At 76.2% G+C, this 15,063-nt stretch carries 11 protein-coding genes; 2 read left to right on the top strand and 9 right to left on the bottom strand.

All coding sequences use genetic code 11. The features are described from left to right. Positions 1-126: 126 nt before the first annotated feature. Entirely contained in the window at positions 127-816 is a 690-nt protein-coding gene (locus ACFWH7_RS13330) for a DUF4241 domain-containing protein (protein ID WP_378216987.1), read from the bottom strand. 125 nt (positions 817-941) lie between these two features. After that, positions 942-4,544 (bottom strand): S8 family peptidase, encoded by a 3,603-nt coding sequence (locus tag ACFWH7_RS13325; protein WP_378216986.1) that lies wholly within the window; start codon positions 4,542-4,544, stop codon positions 942-944. A 309-nt stretch (positions 4,545-4,853) separates the two neighbouring features. On the opposite strand from ACFWH7_RS13325, the gene ACFWH7_RS13320 reads away from it, so the two are divergent. After that, entirely contained in the window at positions 4,854-5,567 is a 714-nt protein-coding gene (locus ACFWH7_RS13320) for a hypothetical protein (protein WP_378216985.1), read from the top strand. Between the two features lie 4 nt (positions 5,568-5,571). Here the strand turns inward: ACFWH7_RS13320 and ACFWH7_RS13315 are convergent, their stop codons facing one another. From ACFWH7_RS13315 to pnuC, 7 genes are all read right to left on the bottom strand, one after another. Then, entirely contained in the window at positions 5,572-7,110 is a 1,539-nt protein-coding gene (locus ACFWH7_RS13315; protein WP_378216984.1) for an AMP-binding protein, read from the bottom strand. 22 nt (positions 7,111-7,132) lie between these two features. Further along, positions 7,133-7,744 carry a hypothetical protein gene (locus ACFWH7_RS13310; RefSeq protein WP_378216983.1) on the bottom strand — a complete coding sequence of 204 codons (612 nt, stop codon included), beginning with the start codon at positions 7,742-7,744 and terminating at the stop codon, positions 7,133-7,135. Next, positions 7,734-9,698 carry a hypothetical protein gene (locus ACFWH7_RS13305; protein WP_378216982.1) on the bottom strand — a complete coding sequence of 655 codons (1,965 nt, stop codon included), beginning with the start codon at positions 9,696-9,698 and terminating at the stop codon, positions 7,734-7,736. Before ACFWH7_RS13305 ends, ACFWH7_RS13310 begins: the two co-directional genes overlap by 11 nt. Continuing rightward, positions 9,695-10,939 carry a hypothetical protein gene (locus ACFWH7_RS13300; RefSeq protein ID WP_378216981.1) on the bottom strand — a complete coding sequence of 415 codons (1,245 nt, stop codon included), beginning with the start codon at positions 10,937-10,939 and terminating at the stop codon, positions 9,695-9,697. Before ACFWH7_RS13300 ends, ACFWH7_RS13305 begins: the two co-directional genes overlap by 4 nt. Beyond that, positions 10,915-12,522: a MoxR family ATPase gene (locus ACFWH7_RS13295; RefSeq protein ID WP_378216980.1), complete on the bottom strand. Its 1,608-nt coding sequence runs from the start codon at positions 12,520-12,522 to the stop codon at positions 10,915-10,917. The genes ACFWH7_RS13300 and ACFWH7_RS13295 overlap by 25 nt, the downstream gene beginning before the upstream one ends. Before the next feature lie 88 nt (positions 12,523-12,610). Then, on the bottom strand, positions 12,611-13,738 hold the full coding sequence (locus tag ACFWH7_RS13290; protein WP_378216979.1) for an AAA family ATPase: 1,128 nt from the start codon (positions 13,736-13,738) through the stop codon (positions 12,611-12,613). Further along, entirely contained in the window at positions 13,735-14,382 is a 648-nt protein-coding gene (gene pnuC / locus ACFWH7_RS13285) for a nicotinamide riboside transporter PnuC (RefSeq protein ID WP_378216977.1), read from the bottom strand. Before pnuC ends, ACFWH7_RS13290 begins: the two co-directional genes overlap by 4 nt. Positions 14,383-14,548: 166 nt before the next feature. Here pnuC and ACFWH7_RS13280 point away from each other — a divergent pair, with 166 nt between their 5' ends. Continuing rightward, positions 14,549-14,992 carry an OsmC family peroxiredoxin gene (locus tag ACFWH7_RS13280; RefSeq protein WP_141390928.1) on the top strand — a complete coding sequence of 148 codons (444 nt, stop codon included), beginning with the start codon at positions 14,549-14,551 and terminating at the stop codon, positions 14,990-14,992. Positions 14,993-15,063 lie beyond the last annotated feature (71 nt).

Genomic DNA, 15,063 nt, shown 5'->3' with positions numbered 1-15,063 from the left:
GGGCCGGGGCCTCGGGGTCTCCCCCGCAGCCCGCGCGGCGGCCCCCCCCGCCCCCCCCCCCCTACCCCGGCACCCACACACAGCCCCCCCCGCCGATCCGCAGCGGTCCCGGGCTCGGCGCGACCGTCAGTCCTCGTCGTCGTCCGGGAGGGCGACGAGGAGGTCGAGGTGCAGGCCGAGCACCGTGCCGTCGGCGGCGACGGTGCGGACGAGCGGGTAGAAGCCGTCGCCCCAGCCCGAGTGGGAGAGCACGACGTTCTCGCCGGCCCGGGCGCCCGGGAGAAGGATGTTCGCCGACCCCTCGCGCAGGTGGTCGGGCGAGTCCGTGAGCGCGAACCAGCTCGTGTCCGTGCCGTCGTCGAACACCTCGTCGTACCAGTCGCCGTCCGGCATGAGCCGCGCGACGGCGTCCGCGTCCGCGAACGCGACGGTCCCCGCGTCGACGGGCACGCCGAACGCGGCACCGGCCTCGGGCGGCCCGTCGGCGCCCTCGGGGACGACCGGCTCGACGGCGGCGACCTCGCCCTCGGCGAGCACGACGCTCAGGTACGCCTCGCGCAGGTGGGAGCCGTCCTGCTCGTCGGAGACGTCGGCGACGGTGACGCGCACGGGGTACCGGCCCGGCTCGACCTGCACGACGAGGCCCTCGCCGAGCAGCGTGAACGGGTCGGACGCCTCGAGCCGGCCGCTGGGCAGGACCAGCTCGCCCAGGTCGTGCACGGTCAGGCGCAGGCCGGGGCCCCCGGCGGGACCCGTCCCCGCGGCGGGGCCGGGGCGCAGGGCGAAGAACGTGTCAGGGGTGGGGAAGTCGCTCACGTCGCGAGCGTATCCGGCGGCGCCCGTCGCGGCCGCACGACCCCGGACGCGGCGAGGGCCGCCACCCGGACGCGGCGAGGGCCGCCACCCGGACGGGTGACGGCCCTCGCGGTGCGGTGAGCGGCTCAGGAGCAGCTCAGCGCCTCGTAGTCGGCGTCGTAGGTCGTCGTGACGTCCTCGCCGTCGATCTCGGCGGTCAGGGTCGCCGTCACGGAGCCGGCGTCGAACGACGCGGAGCGCGACGAGAACGACTGGTAGGCGTTCTTGCCGTCCTTGACGTTCGGGAACGTCTTCTCGCCGTGCGGCGTGGTCACCACGACGTCAGCCTTCGCGCCCGACTCGTTGAGCACGCGGACCGCGACGTGCGCCTTGCCGCCGAGGCAGCGCGCCTCGGCGGTGACCGTCGCGTCGACGACGGCGGACGTCGTGACGTCCACGGTCTGCCAGCGCTTGGTCGGCGTCGCGTTGTGCAGGTGGAGCAGCAGGAGCTTGCCGCTGCCGGCCTCGACCGCGGCCTCCGAGCGGTGCACGGGGATCGACGTGTCGTCGGCCCCGATGTACAGGAGCTGGTCGCCGCCGTCGAACCAGTAGGCCGGGTCGTACGGGTCGCCCGTGAACGTCTCGGTCGCGTCGACGAGCTGGTCGGCGGCCTGCGAGTACGGCGAGTACGTGAGGACCTGGAAGGTCGGCACGTCACCCTCCTCGATGCCGAGCGACCCGATGCCCACCGGGATCACGACGACGTTGTTGTCGAACACCGAGGTGTCGACGTCGCCCCACAGCGAGTTGATCGGCTGGAGGTCGACGTTGTCCCCGGCCTCGTAGTCGGTGCCGTCCGGCGCGGTCCAGTCCTTGAGCGTGAACGTCGCCGCGAGGGTGAGGTCCGTCTCGCTGTTGTACTTGATCGCCGCGACCTCGAAGTCGGCCGACCCGTCGGAGTCGACGTCCACCTCGACCGCCGGGATCGAGACCGAGCCGAGGCTCGCCCACTCGCCGTCGACCGCGACGCCGACGCCGATGACGCCGTCGGCGGGGTCGCCGCCGTCCGCGGCGACCTGGGGCGCCGTCGACGTGAAGCCGACCGCGCGCACGTCGGCCGCCGCGATGGCCGACGCCGAGGCACCGACCGCCGCGTCCGCCTCGAGGCGCGGGCTCGTCGTCTTGAGCTCGAACGGCGCGACGAGCGAGTACCAGCCGCCCGAGGCCACGCCGCGGCCGTCGAGGTCGAGGTCGGCGGTGGTCGCCGAGCCGGGGAAGGCGACGGCGTTGCCGGAGAGGTCGCTCACGAGCTTCGGCGACGCCTGGACGGGGACTCGCAGCGCGGCGCCGCCATCCGTCGGGGTGAGGACGACGCGACCGCTGACCGACGACACGAAGTCGCGCGGCACGCCCACGCCCGAGTCGGCCGACGACGTCGGGTCGAGCTCCTTGGCGAGCGTCGCCGGGTCCGCGGTGAGCGTGACGGTCACGACCGTGCGCTGCCCCGCGGGGACGGTGACCGACGCCGGGGCGACCGACACGGACGCGCCGCCGGCGGTGCTCGACTGCGCGAAGCTCGTCGCGTACGTCTTCGGGGCGTCACCCGTGTTCTGCACGGTCACGGTCTTGCGCACGGTCACGGTGTCCTTGCCGACCGGCACCACGCCGAACGCCACGGACACCTGGTCGGAGTCCTGCGACGCGTACGCGAGCGTCGTGTTCGCGACCGCGTCGACGGCGTCGACGCGCCCGGAGCCCACGCGCTCTGGGCCGTAGGCGGTCCCCGTGCCCGACGGCCCGGTGAAGACGTCGTGCGTCGCGGTGTTCATGACCGACGCCTTGACCTCGGCCGGCGCCCAGCCCGGGTGGGCCTCCTTGACGAGCGCCGCGATGCCCGCGACGTGCGGGGTGGCCATCGAGGTGCCGGACTTGATGCTCGCGCCGTCCAGGCGACCGGACGCGACGGAGGCGATCCCCGTGCCGGGGGCCGCGACGTCGGGCTTGGCGACGCCGAGCGAGCCGTGCACGCCGCGCGACGAGCCGCTGTTGAGCGTGTCGCCGATCTCCGGGATCGAGACGAACGACGACAGCGCGAACGACGGGCCGATGGTCATGGTGACCTCGCCGGCCTCGATCGCCGGGCGCAGCGCGTCGTGGCTCGCGGCGGTGAGCTGGGCCCCGGGGATGCCGGCGTTGCCCGCGATGCCCGCGACGAACGACGGGAGCTCGGACGACAGCAGCACGCCGACCGCGCCCGCGGCCTCCGCGTTGTTGAACCGCGCGGCGCTGCCGCACGCGCGCGTCGCGTCGTTGTCGTCCCAGTAGAGGAACGCGATCTTGCCGTCGACGGCCGCCGCCTGCTCGGGCGTGAACGGATCGCAGCCGGAGAAGTCGTCCGCGACGAACGCGACCGGGGCGGTCACGTCCGCGCCGCCCGCGTAGTCCTGGGAGTTCTGGGCCGGGTACTCGCCCGCGAGCGACTCCGGCGCGTCGACGCGCACGGCGTCGAACGTCTGGGTGTCGCCCACCGAGTTCGCGACCGTGAGCGCGGTGCGCGCGTTGCCGGGCGAGCCGCCGACGTCGGTCACGTCGCCCGCGTTGCCCGAGGCGATGACGGACAGCGTGCCGAGGCGCGAGAGCTGGTCGATGAAGAGGTTCTCCGGGTCGTCCGCGGGGGAGCCGTCGGAGCCCAGGGAGAGGTTGACGATGTCGAGGCGGTCGGACAGGTCGCCGTCGCCGTTCGGGTCGGCCGCCCACTCGAGCGCGTCGACGACGACGCCCGTCGAGCCGCCGAGGTCGCCGAACACCTTGAGCGCGTACAGGCCCGCCTCGGGCGCCGAGCCCGGGCCGACCTGCCAGTCGGAGATGTCGGTGAGCGTGGAGTAGTCGCCGTCGAACGTCTCGCCGTCGGCCGTGACGCCGTACGCCGCGGTCGTGCCGGCCACGTGGGAGCCGTGCCCGGAGCCGACCGAGTCGAGCGAGTCGATCGGGTTCTCGTCCGGCGTCGGCACGAGCGTCGTGCCGGGGACGGTGCCGCTCGCGTCGTAGTCGTAGCCCGCGAAGTCGTGCCCGCCGAGGTACTTCAGCTCGTCGAACGTTCCGTCGGGGACCGGGCCGGTGCCGCGGTCGCCGTAGGCCTCGTCGAACGCTTCCTGCGTGCCGGGGCCGCCGAACGCCTTGTGCGTGTAGTCGATGCCCGTGTCGATGATCCCGATGCGCACGCCCTCGCCGGTGAGGCCCGTGCTCTGCCACGTCTCGAGCGCCCGCGTGAACACGTCCGTGCCCTTGTTCGCCGGCTTCTTGGGGATGATCCGGTAGACCGTGACGACGGAGGCGTCGCGCGCGAGGTCGCGCACCCGGGCCGCGTCGCCCGTGACGACGACGCCCGCGACGAGCGTGCTCGTCACCGACACCTGCTGCGGGTCGCGCGCGCCGGCGCTGCGGGCGGTCGCCTGCTGCGGGACGACGTCGTCCGCGAGCTGTGCGACGTCCTGCGCGTTGGCCTCGACCTCGTCGGGGCTCGCGCCCTGCGCAGCGAGGTCGACCGCCGACGGCGCGTCGAGCTCGACGAACGCAGTGACGGTGCCGGTCGCCTTCGCGAGGGACGGGGCGACCTTGTCGGTCGGGGCGAGGGACGCGCCCGACTGCACGCCGAGGGAGTCCCCGGGGTCGGGCGGCGGGTCCGCGACAGCAGGCGCGGCGGCCGCGGCGACGACGGCGAGGCTCGCGGCCGCAGCGGTCAGTGACACGGGTAGAGAACGGTGCTTCATCGACACTCATCTCCCCGGCAGGGCCGGTTCGGCGAAGGGTTCGTGGATGGGTCCTTCCCAGCGGTCTCGCCCTGGTGGGACACAGACCACCCGAGCACGGTAACCAACGACCGCCCGACCTGCCCAGCGGCGAGTGCCGGAACCGGCCCGGAGCCGGAGACAACAGGGGCAGCACGCTCTACGATGCGGGCGGGGTCACAGGACGTGGCCGTCCTGTGGGAGTCCCCTTCCCGCGGCAGGTCCACGGGGTGCGAACCCGGGGGCGTGGCCCACGCAGAAGGAGAAACCATGACCAGATCCTCGCTCCGCGTCCTGTCCGCCGCGCTCGTCGCCGGACTCGCCCTCAGCGCCGCCGCGGCGCCCGCCCTCGCGTCGGAGCCGGACCTGCGGGTCGTGACCTGGGACCGCGGTGCCGACCCCGCCGCCGACGCCCAGGTCTCGACCGGCGAGAGCTGTGCGGTCGAGGCGCAGCCGCTCCTGCCCGGCCAGGACCCCGACACGCTCCCGCCCGCGCCCGAGGTGTGCTTCGGCTCGCTCGAGGAGGCGCTCGAGTTCGTCTCGGGCGGCGACGTCGCCTCGTCGCGGCTCGCCGACGCGACGCCCGCGCAGGTCGAGGGTCTCGTCTCGGAGCTCAACGCCTCGGCCTCGGTCGCACCCCGCCTCGCCGGGACGGAGCGTGTGACGGCCGCCGCGGCGAGCTCGCTCGTCCTGGGCGTGCTGTGGCGCGACGCCAACTACAAGGGCGCCTCCAAGGTGCTCTACGGGTCGGGCACCAACGGGTGCTACACCGGCTCGACCTACGGCTTCCCGAACCTCGCGAACCTGCTCATGAACAACGTCGTCACCTCCGCGACGACCTACGCGGGCTGCTGGGTGACCCTGTACGACTCCTACAACTACGCGGGAGCCAAGAAGAACTGCACGCCGCACTGCTCGACGCTGGGCACGTTCGACAACCGGGCCTCCTCGGTCGTCTACCGCCCCGCGGGCCAGCTCGGCTGAGCCGTCACGCGGCGCCGCCGGGCACGTCGCTGGACCAGCGGCGGGCGCGGCCGGCGCCGAGCCGGGCCGGGCTCACCTCCCGCACGACGACGCCGCGGCCCAGCAGGTGCCCGACGGCGTCGCCCGCGGCCCGCGCGGCCCGGGCCCCGGCGTCGCCCGGGGCATCGGGGACGACGTCGAGCGCGACGCTCCCGTCGGCGGACTGGTGGAGCTGCCACGCGGCCATGCCGTGGGCCTGGAGGTGCTGGGCGGCGTCGACGGACGGCACCCACGCGCCGTCGGGCCGCAGGTAGCGCACGGGGGAGCGGCCCTCGAGGTCGTGCAGCTCGACCCGCTCCCCGCGCCGCACGATCCGCGCACGGTCGCCGGTGCGGTAGCGCAGGAGCGGCAGGTACGGGTTCTCGTCGACGGTCACGACGACCTCGCCGAGATCGCCGTCGGGGACCGGGCCCCCGTGGTCGTCGAGGACCTCGACCCAGACGCGCCGGCCCGCGACGACGACGAACGGCCCCGCGTCGGTGCGAGCCGCGACGGCTCCGGTCTCCCGGAGCCCGTAGAGGTCGACCACCGGGACGTCCCAGGTGGCGCGCAGGCGCGTGCGGGCGACGTCGGACAGGTGCGCGGCCCCGCTGACGAGCGCGACCGGGTGCAGGGCGAGGCCCTGCTCCTCCACGAGGCGCGCGAGCGCGAGGAGCGGCAGCGGCGAGCTCGACACCACCTGCGGGTCCTGCGCCGCGAGGAACGCCGCGCGGTCGCCGGGGTGCGTCCAGGCGCCGGGGTCGAGGTTCACGCGCGCCATGCTCGGGGCGGCGACGCCGGGTCCGCGCCGGAACCCGGTCATCGCCGACGCGTACGTGAACGCCTCGCGCTGGTCGACGAGGTTCATCAGGCCCAGGCGGCCGGGGACGGGCTCCCACGTCGCGCCGGCGCCTGCTGCCGTGTCGGTGACGAGGTGCTGCAGCAGCACGAGGTCCGCCGCGACGGCCACGGGGTGCAGCGGGACGCGGACCGCCGCGCCCGTGCTGCCGGAGCTCGTGCCCTCGAGCACGCGGCCGAGCGGCACGTCCACCGGGACGAACGACGCCACGTCGTGCCGCAAGTCGTCGCGCGTGACGGGGCGCACCGCGGTGAGCGGCCACCCGGCCCGGCTCTCGCCGCGGTCGCGCGCCCGGCGGTACCGCGGCACCACGGCGTGCGCCCGGTCGACGAGCGCGCGCACCCACGCGGGCGGTGCGAGGGGTGGCCCGTCCGCGGCGGCGGGCGGCGCGCCCCGGTCCTCGGCGCGGGTGTCGGCCACAGCGTCGGGGCGGCCGGCGGCGAGGCGAGCCGCGACCTCGTCGAGCACGGGCAGGTCGTCGGGGCGCAGCCGGTCGCCGGTGACGTGGACCCAGGTGGGTGCGGCGGGGTGGTCCCGCACCGCGTCGAGCGCTGTGCGGCCGGCGTCGTCGAGCATGGGCCAGCGCTCGGCGTCGGTGAGCGCGACCGCCGAACCGGGGGCGTACTCGTCGAGCGTGAGATCGGGGGCGTCGTCGGGTGTCGTCATGGAGTCCTCGTCAGGAGCTTCGTCAGTAGTTCGCGTACTGCGCGGCGGCCTCCTTGGCGCGTCTCTCCGCGAGCTCGCGCGCGAGCTGCTCGGCCCGCCGCGCCTCCTGCGCCATCTCGCGCGCGATCCGGCGCTGCTCCGCCGTGCTCACGGCGGTCCACCGGTCCTGGGCCACCTCGGGGCTCTCGCCCGCCGGACGCAGCCCGAGGTCGCGCAGCACGGCGCGGGCCAGCTCCTCGCGCGCCGTGGGCGCGTGCAGCCAGTCGTCCGGCGTCCGCAGCAGCGCGAGGGCGGGCACGGCCTGCTCGACGACCCGGACGAGCGCGCCCGGCGTCGCGGCGGCCCGGAACGCGGGCGCGGCGCGCAGGTGCTCGTCGCGCAGGAGCCAGCAGACCGTCCCGGCGAGCGCGGCGTACGGGGCGTGGGTGCACAGCGCCTCGACGGCGGCACGCTGCGGACCGCGCAGCACGCCGACCGCGCCGTCGCCGGCGAGGAGGTCCGCGGTGTCGCCGACGAGCGCGGCGGCCACGACCACGGGGTGGTCCAGCACGTCCGGGGGCGTGTCGGCCAGGCGGTGCACGACGTCGGCGAGCGCGGGGCCCTCCACCGTGGGGCGGGTGGGTTCATCGGCCACGGCGGGCTCCTTCCGGTCGGCTGCTCGCGGTCGGTGCACCTGCCGGAGCACCGGTCGAGGCGCCCCACAGCTCGCGTGCGAAGGCGCGGGCGAACGCGACGAGATCCTCCTGGGTCTGCACGGCGTGGACCTGGTAGCCCACCGCGTGCTCCCGCACCGTCTCGGCGCCCTGGGCCGAGACGTCCAGCACGAGCGTGCCCCCGCCCCCGGCGGCCGCGACGGCGCGCGCCGCGGTGCCCTCGTGCGGCGCGACCAGCTCGGTGTCGGGGCGAGCGCCCCACCGGATCCGGACGACGTCGTCGAACATCGAGACGACGCCGTCGTCGGAGATGACGGCGACGTGGCACGGGCGCGTGCGGGCCGGCGGGGCGCCCGTGGCCGGGTCGCCGAGGTGCGTGCGCTCCAGGAGCGGGACGGGGAACGACGTCGAGCCGCCGAAGTGCGCGACGACCGCGTCCAGCACGCGGTCCTCGTCGCGCACGAACCCGTCGGTCCCGGCGACCTGCTGCGGCCCGCTCCACGTCGTCGCCTGCACGCGGGCACCGGCGCGCAGGGCCGAGAGCGCGAGCACGGCCCCGGCGAGCGCGATCGGTGCGACCCGCCGCGTGGGGTCCGGCATGGAGCCGGACGAGTCGAGGTAGAGGTCGAGGTCGACGGGGACGCGGTCGGGCTCGTCGCCCGTGTCGTCGTCGACCGACCGGCGCACGGTCGTGAACCCCGGCACGACGACGGGCGAGCGCAGCAGCGTCCCCGTCCAGTCCACCTCGCCGAGCTCGTCGCCCACGTCCCACTGCTCGTGCGCGCCGAGCAGCGGCTCCGTGGCGCGCACGTGCTCGCGCACGGGGAACGGGACGAGGAGGGGCGCGGCGTGCTCGCGGTACCAGCGCCGGGCCGACGCGGCGGCGTCTGTCGTGAGCCCGAGCAGCCGGAGCGTCGCGTCGTAGTCCGCCGGCGCGAGGGCCTGGCCGGTCGTGTCGTGCGCGCCCTCGCCGCCCGTCCCGGTGGTGTGCTGCGTGGTGTCCGGTCGCGCCGGGGGGTCGTCGTCGGCGCCCAGGCCGAGGTCCCCGACGACGCGCGGGTCGAGCGCGGGGTGGCGCACGGGCTCGACGGCGCGCGGGTCGGTCGCGAGCCCGCCGGGGACGGCCCCGGCCACCTCGTCCTGGCCGCAGACCACCTGGGGCAGCGTGGACCGCCGACGCTGGAGGTGGCGCCGGCGGGCCTCGCGGTCTCCGTGCTCGGGTCGGGCCTGGCGCCGGGCGTCCTTCGCGGTCGCCAGCGACCCCGCCTCCGACGCGAGCAGCGTGCGCAGCAGCGCGGCGAACCCCGCGGCGCCGCCGACCGGGTCGTCCGCGTAGGCGCGCACGAGCCGCGCCACGAGCGTCGCCTCGCGCTCGGCCACCGGGACGTCGGACGAGGTGAGGTCGCCGCGCGGCAGGCCCCAGAGGATCTCGTCCGCGCGCAGCACGGTCTGCATGACCGTGCTCGTCCCCGGCCCCAGCGCGCGCCACAGCCCGGCGAGGTCGATCCCGGCCCGGCGCTGGAGGCGGTCGTTGATGAGCAGGTCGCTCCACAGGTTGGCGGTGAGCGGCGCGAGCTGGTCCTGGTCCACGAGCCCGGCGCGCGTGCGCGCGACGAGGAGCGCGCTCGTCGTGAGGTCGCCCGGGGAGAGCACGTGGTGCCCCACCTCGTGCGCGAGGACCGCGACCGCGTGGTCCTCGATGCCCAGCTCGACGACCTCGGCGAGGTCCACGTGCACGCTCACGCGCGTCGTCGAGAACCACGCGAACGACCCGACCCCCTCCGGGGCGGTGCCGGGGCCGTGCAGCGTCGGGGCGCCCAGGCGCGTGAACCGCCCCCAGGCCGCGAGCGCCTCGGGCCACGCGGCGTGCCACCGCTCGCGCAGCGCCCCGAGGTCGGGCGTCGCGCCGGGACGGTCCGGCGCCGGCGCGCTCACCGGGGCCACCGCACGAGGAGGACGTCGTACGAGCCGGTCCGGCTCACCAGCGCGAGCCGACCCGACGGCGTCTCGACCACCGCGGCGCCGCTCACGTCGCTCAGGACGTCCTCGGGGACCGGTGCGGCCGGACGCCCGCCGGCGGGACCGTGGTCCGACCCGTGGAGGCCCTGGTCGGCGGCGTCGGGCCCCGGCGGGGCGACCGTGCCCGTGGCGTGGTCGCCGGCACCGGGGGCGCGCGCGACGAACGCGCCGTGGACGTCGGCGACGAGCGTCCACTCGACCGTCTCGTCGCCCGTCGCGGCGGCGTCGTCGGCCGGCGGGCCGTCGCCGGTCGAGAGCAGCACCCAGCGCAGGCCCGGGTGGCGCGCGTCGGCACCCACGACCAGAGCGGGCGACCGCCACGGGCCCCCGAACCCGCGGAAGCCGCCGAACCGCCCCAGGACCTGGGCGGGCCCGGGAGCACCCGGCAGGCGGACCCACCTCGCGCCGGCGGGCTGGTCGCCCGTCGGGGCGGCGGGCCACCACCACGGGTCCGCGGCGTGGCGGTCGAGCACGGCCCGCAGGCCGGCGGGACCGGTCCGCGCGTCGGCGCCGGTCGTCGGGAGCGAGAGCGCGGCCTGCGCTACCGGCGCCGGGAGCGAGCGCGCGGCGTCGAGCGCCGCGTCCCGGTAGCGCACGAGCCCGCTGCGCCACGCGGCGACGAGCACCGCGCCCCGGACGGTGCCGGCCACCGGAGCACCCGGCCCCGCCGCGGGCGACGCCTCGGCCGCGGCTACGACGCGCGCCGCCCAGCCGGCGACGTCCCCCCGCGACCCCGGCCCGCCGCCGACGGCACGCGCGCCGTCGACGACGGCCGCGACCGTGACCGCGGGCGCCGCCGCGAGCCACGGCCCCAGGCGCGGCACCAGGTCGACGACGGCGTGCCGCTCCGGCCCGCCGACGCGCCAGCGCCGCGCCGCGACGAGCCGCGCGACCGCGTCGAGCAGCGCGTCGCACGTCGCCGCGAAGGCGTCGGCCCCGAGCGGACCGGTGAGGGGGTCCGCCGCGACGGCCGCCTCGCGCACCGCCTCGGCGAGCACGTCCCGGTCCGCGCCGAGCGCCAGGGCGCGGGCGAGCGCCGCGTCGTAGCGCTCGCGCGCGGCGAGCGCGCGGGACGAGAACGCGGCCGGCACGACCGCGCGCGGCCCCGGGGCTGGTCCGGTGGCGACCCCGGTCACGAGCCGCTCCAGCGCAGCCACGCGAGGTAGTTCGTGTACCGCTGGTGGGCGTACTTGAGCGCGAGCGCGTCCTCGTACACGTGGCCGTGGAGCTTGGCGTGCTTCTCCCACGACGCGAGGACCTGCTCGATCCGGGCGAGCCGGCGCAGCACGTCCGCCTCGGGCAGCCCTTCGAACCCGGCCGCGACGTCCGCGAGGATCGCCCCGACGTCGTCCTGGTCGTCGAGGCCGGCGGCGTCGTACTGCCGGCACGCCGTGTCGAACAGGTCGCGGATCCAGGACACGCGGTCCGAGCGCAGCGGCTCGCGCTCGCGGTCGTCGAACGGGGCCGACCGGAGGTCGGGGAGCAGCTTGTCGTGCAGGACGAACGGGAGCACCGCGCGCAGGTCGGCGAGCTCCACCTCGGCGTCCCCGCGGAAGTACGCCATCGCCTTCGCGTACGCGACGAGCGACTGGAGCGCGCGTACTGACAGGCCGTTGAGCGTCTGCGCCCCCACGTCCCCCAGGCGGTCGCGGCCCGTGTCCGCCGTCGCCACGAGGTGCGGGTCCACGCCCGCGACGCGCGCCGTGTCCTTGGTGCGGTACTCGAACTGCCAGCCTGCGCGCTCCAGCACCTCGAGCTGGCTCGCGAAGAACTCGAGGCGACGGCGCACCGGCTCGGGGAACGGCACGGCGAGGATCGCGGCGTGCAGCGCGTCGTGCTCGGCGGCGTCGAACACGATCTCCGGCGGCACGTTCTCCTCCGGGCGCACGCGCCGCTCCGCGCGGGCGACGAGGTCGCCGAGGAAGCGGTTGTTGAACGGCATCGCGTGCACGACGACGTCGATGCGGTCCCGCAGCGCGTCGACCACCTGGTAGGTGCCGCCGCCCGCGTCGTCGTTCGCCGTGAGGTACCAGGCGGCGTCGCCCGTCTCGTACACCTGGTCGTAGACCTCGACGTACCCGTCCGCGAGCACGGTGAGCAGCGCCGACTGCGTGCGCGTCGGGATGCGGTTGTACTCGTCGACGATCTTCACGCGCATGCCCAGCCACGACCGCCACGCGACGTCCACGTCCGCGAGGCTGTCCGCCTGCACCAGGTCCTTGGGCAGCGGCGTGCCGAACAGGTCCGACACCGTGAGCTGCGGGTGCCCGTGCTGCATCGCGCGGCGCACGTCGCGCACGGGGTAGCCCGCGAGGACGCCCATGAGCACGGCGCTCGCGGTCTTCCCGCGGCCCGGCCCGCCGATCATCAGGCACCGCCCGCGCACGGCGAAGGTCAGGAGCGGCAGCAGCACGAAGCTCGAGTACGACTGGTCGCTCGGCAGGGTGAGCAGCGCCTTCGAGTCGCCGAGGCGAAAGCTCGTCTCCCGCGCGCCGGGCGCCGCGAACTCGACGTCGTAGTGCGGGCTGATGATCGCGTGGTTGACGACCCAGAAGTACGCCTGGCGCAGCTTCTCGTCGAGCGGCAGACCGCTCGGGGTCGCGCCGTCGCCGGGGCCCCCCTCGGCGACGGGCGTGCCGAACAGGTCGTCGACGCCCAGGGCGAACGGGTCGCGCCCGCCGGCCTGCCCCGCGGGCTGCGGCCGGGTCGGCGCGGAGGACACGTGCTCGAGATCGGTCACGGGCCGATCCTGCCACCGACGTGCGCGGGGCGCGGGGAGGTCCGTGGCCGGAACTCCGACCCAGCCCGGCGCGACAGGACGTACGAGGTCAGAAGGCGTCGGTGCCGGCCTGGGGGAGCGGGTCGGCGACGTGGCGCGGGGTCGCGAGCAGCGGCCCGACGGCGGCCAGGGCCCGGGCGAGCCGGCTCGCCCGGTCGCCGCGCACCTCGAACCAGGGGACGCCGGGGTGCTGCCCGTCCGGCGTCGGCAGCTCGGCGGGGCCGAGGTGCTGCACGACGTCGGCCGGGTCGTCGAGGCGCGGGCCGGTCGCGGCGAGGACCTCGCGGAACCGGTCCTGCATCGCGTGGCGCATGTGCTCGCCGTCGCGCAGGCCGTCCTGGACGAACGGGATCTCGTCACCGGTGAGGACGTAGAGGTCGGGGCGGCGGGCGGCGGCGAGCGCCTCGACGCTCGGGGAGCGGTGGCCCACGTAGCGCTCGTGCCACAGCGTCGTGGCGAGCACGTCGGTGTCGCACACGAGGAGCGGGACGGGTGCCGTCGCGGCGGCGGCGTCCTCGCGGCGGGCCTGCTCGCGCGCGACGAGGTCGAACTCGGCGGTGTGCCACGGTGCGACGAGGCCGCCGGGCCGGACCTCGGACCACTCGCGCCCGAACTCGAGCACGGGATCGAGTCCGAGGTGGGCGGCGAGGTCGGTCGCGAGGGTCGTCGAGCCCGTGGACTCGGCCCCGAGCACGACGACGCGCCGCACGTACCAGGACCGGACCGGGGCGGGCAGCGCCCACCAGTGCGCGGCGGGGTCGGCGCGCACGGCCGACCCGGAGACGGGCAGGTGCCGCCGGTCGGGGTCCACCTGGACCCACGTCGCGTCGAAGCGACGGGCGAGCTCGACGCCGTACCGGTCGGACGTGAGCACCGCGTCGACCGGCGGGTCGTCCGGGTCGAGGAGGGAGCGCATGACCTTGACGTGCTCGTCCCACGCGTGCGGGTCCGCGTAGTCGACGGGGGCGTCGTCGAGCCCGTGCACGACGCGCGCCCTGGGCGCCTCGGCCCGCAGCCACTCGGCGCGCAGCGCGGCGGGGATCGACTCGCTCGTCGAGGCGAGCACCTGGACGGTGACGCGCTCGCAGCGCGCGAGCGCGGTGCGGACGAGGTGCACGTGGCCGGCGTGCGGCGGGTAGAACTTGCCGATGACGAGGCCGTGGGCGAACCCGCTCACCGGGCCCGCTCCGCGTCGTCGGGCACGGGGGCCAGGGCCGGGCCGACGGCCCCCGGCTCGGCGGTGCCGGCGGGCGCCTCGGTGGCGGGGTCGCGGCGGGCCGCCGACCACTCGCGCAGGCCCTGCACGCACAGCGCCACGAACCCGACGTAGAGCGCGGCGGTAAGCCACAGCCCCTGGCTCGCGTAGAGCCCGACGAGCACGACGTCCGTCGCGATCCACACCCACCAGTTGCCGATCCACTTGCGCCCGAGCATCGTCTGCGCGAGCAGGCTCGACGACGTCGTGAGGGCGTCCCAGAACGGCACCGCGGAGTCGGTCCAGGTGGTGAGGACGGCGACGAGCGCCGCCGTGGTCGCCGCGGCGGCGACCAGCCCGACCACCCACGCCGCGCGCGGCGTGCGGTGCACGACGAGCCGTCCCCGGTCCGCGCCGCCCCGGAGCCACCAGTACCAGCCGAGCGCGCCGAGCACGAGGTACACGACCTGCAGGCCCGCGTTCGCGTACAGCCCCGTACCGGTGAACAGCACGAGGAACACCACGTTGTTGGCCAGCCCGACGGGGAACGTCCACACGTTCTGCCGCACCGCGAGCCACACGCACGCGGCGCCCGTGACGAACCCCAGGATCTCCTCGACGCTCACGGGCGCTCACTCTACGGGCGGTCCCAGGTCGGGCGGCGTGCTCGCCCGCACGGTCGAGACGGCGTTGTGACGTGCGCCGCGCTCGGGGGCAGGCGGGCCCGCGGCGCGTTACGGTCGGGACGAGCCCGGTCCCTCCCGGGCACCCCGACGTCGAAGGAGATCTCGTATGCCCACGCGTATCGCTCGTACCGCCTGGAACGGTGGACTGCAGGACGGTCAGGGTCAGGTCGAGCTGTCGAGCTCCAAGGTCGGCACGTACGACGTCTCGTTCCCGCGCCGCGCCGCGGACGACGCGGGCGGCGTGACGAGCCCCGAGGAGCTCATCGCCGCCGCGCACTCGTCCTGCTACGCCATGCAGTTCTCGGCGGTGCTCGCCGAGGCCGGCGCGACGCCCGTCTCGCTCGAGGTGACCGCCGAGGTCACGCTCGCGCCGGACCCCGCCGGTGGCTTCCAGATCCCGACGATCGCGCTCACCGTCCGTGGCGAGGTCGAGGGCATCGACGAGGCCGGGTTCCAGCAGGCCGCCGAGACGGCCAAGGCGACGTGCCCCGTGTCGAAGGCGCTCGCGGGCGTCCCGACGATCACGCTGGACGCCGCGCTCGAGAGCTGACGCGCGCACACCCGCGCGGGGGGGCGGGGGGCGGGGGCGCGGGGCCGCGGCGGGGGGGGGCGGGCGCTCGG

This window comes from Cellulosimicrobium cellulans, assembly GCF_042723955.1.
Lineage (GTDB): Bacteria > Actinomycetota > Actinomycetes > Actinomycetales > Cellulomonadaceae > Cellulosimicrobium > Cellulosimicrobium cellulans_H.
Note: the sequence above shows the minus strand (reverse complement) of the source record. Positions and strands in the feature narration are given on the sequence as shown.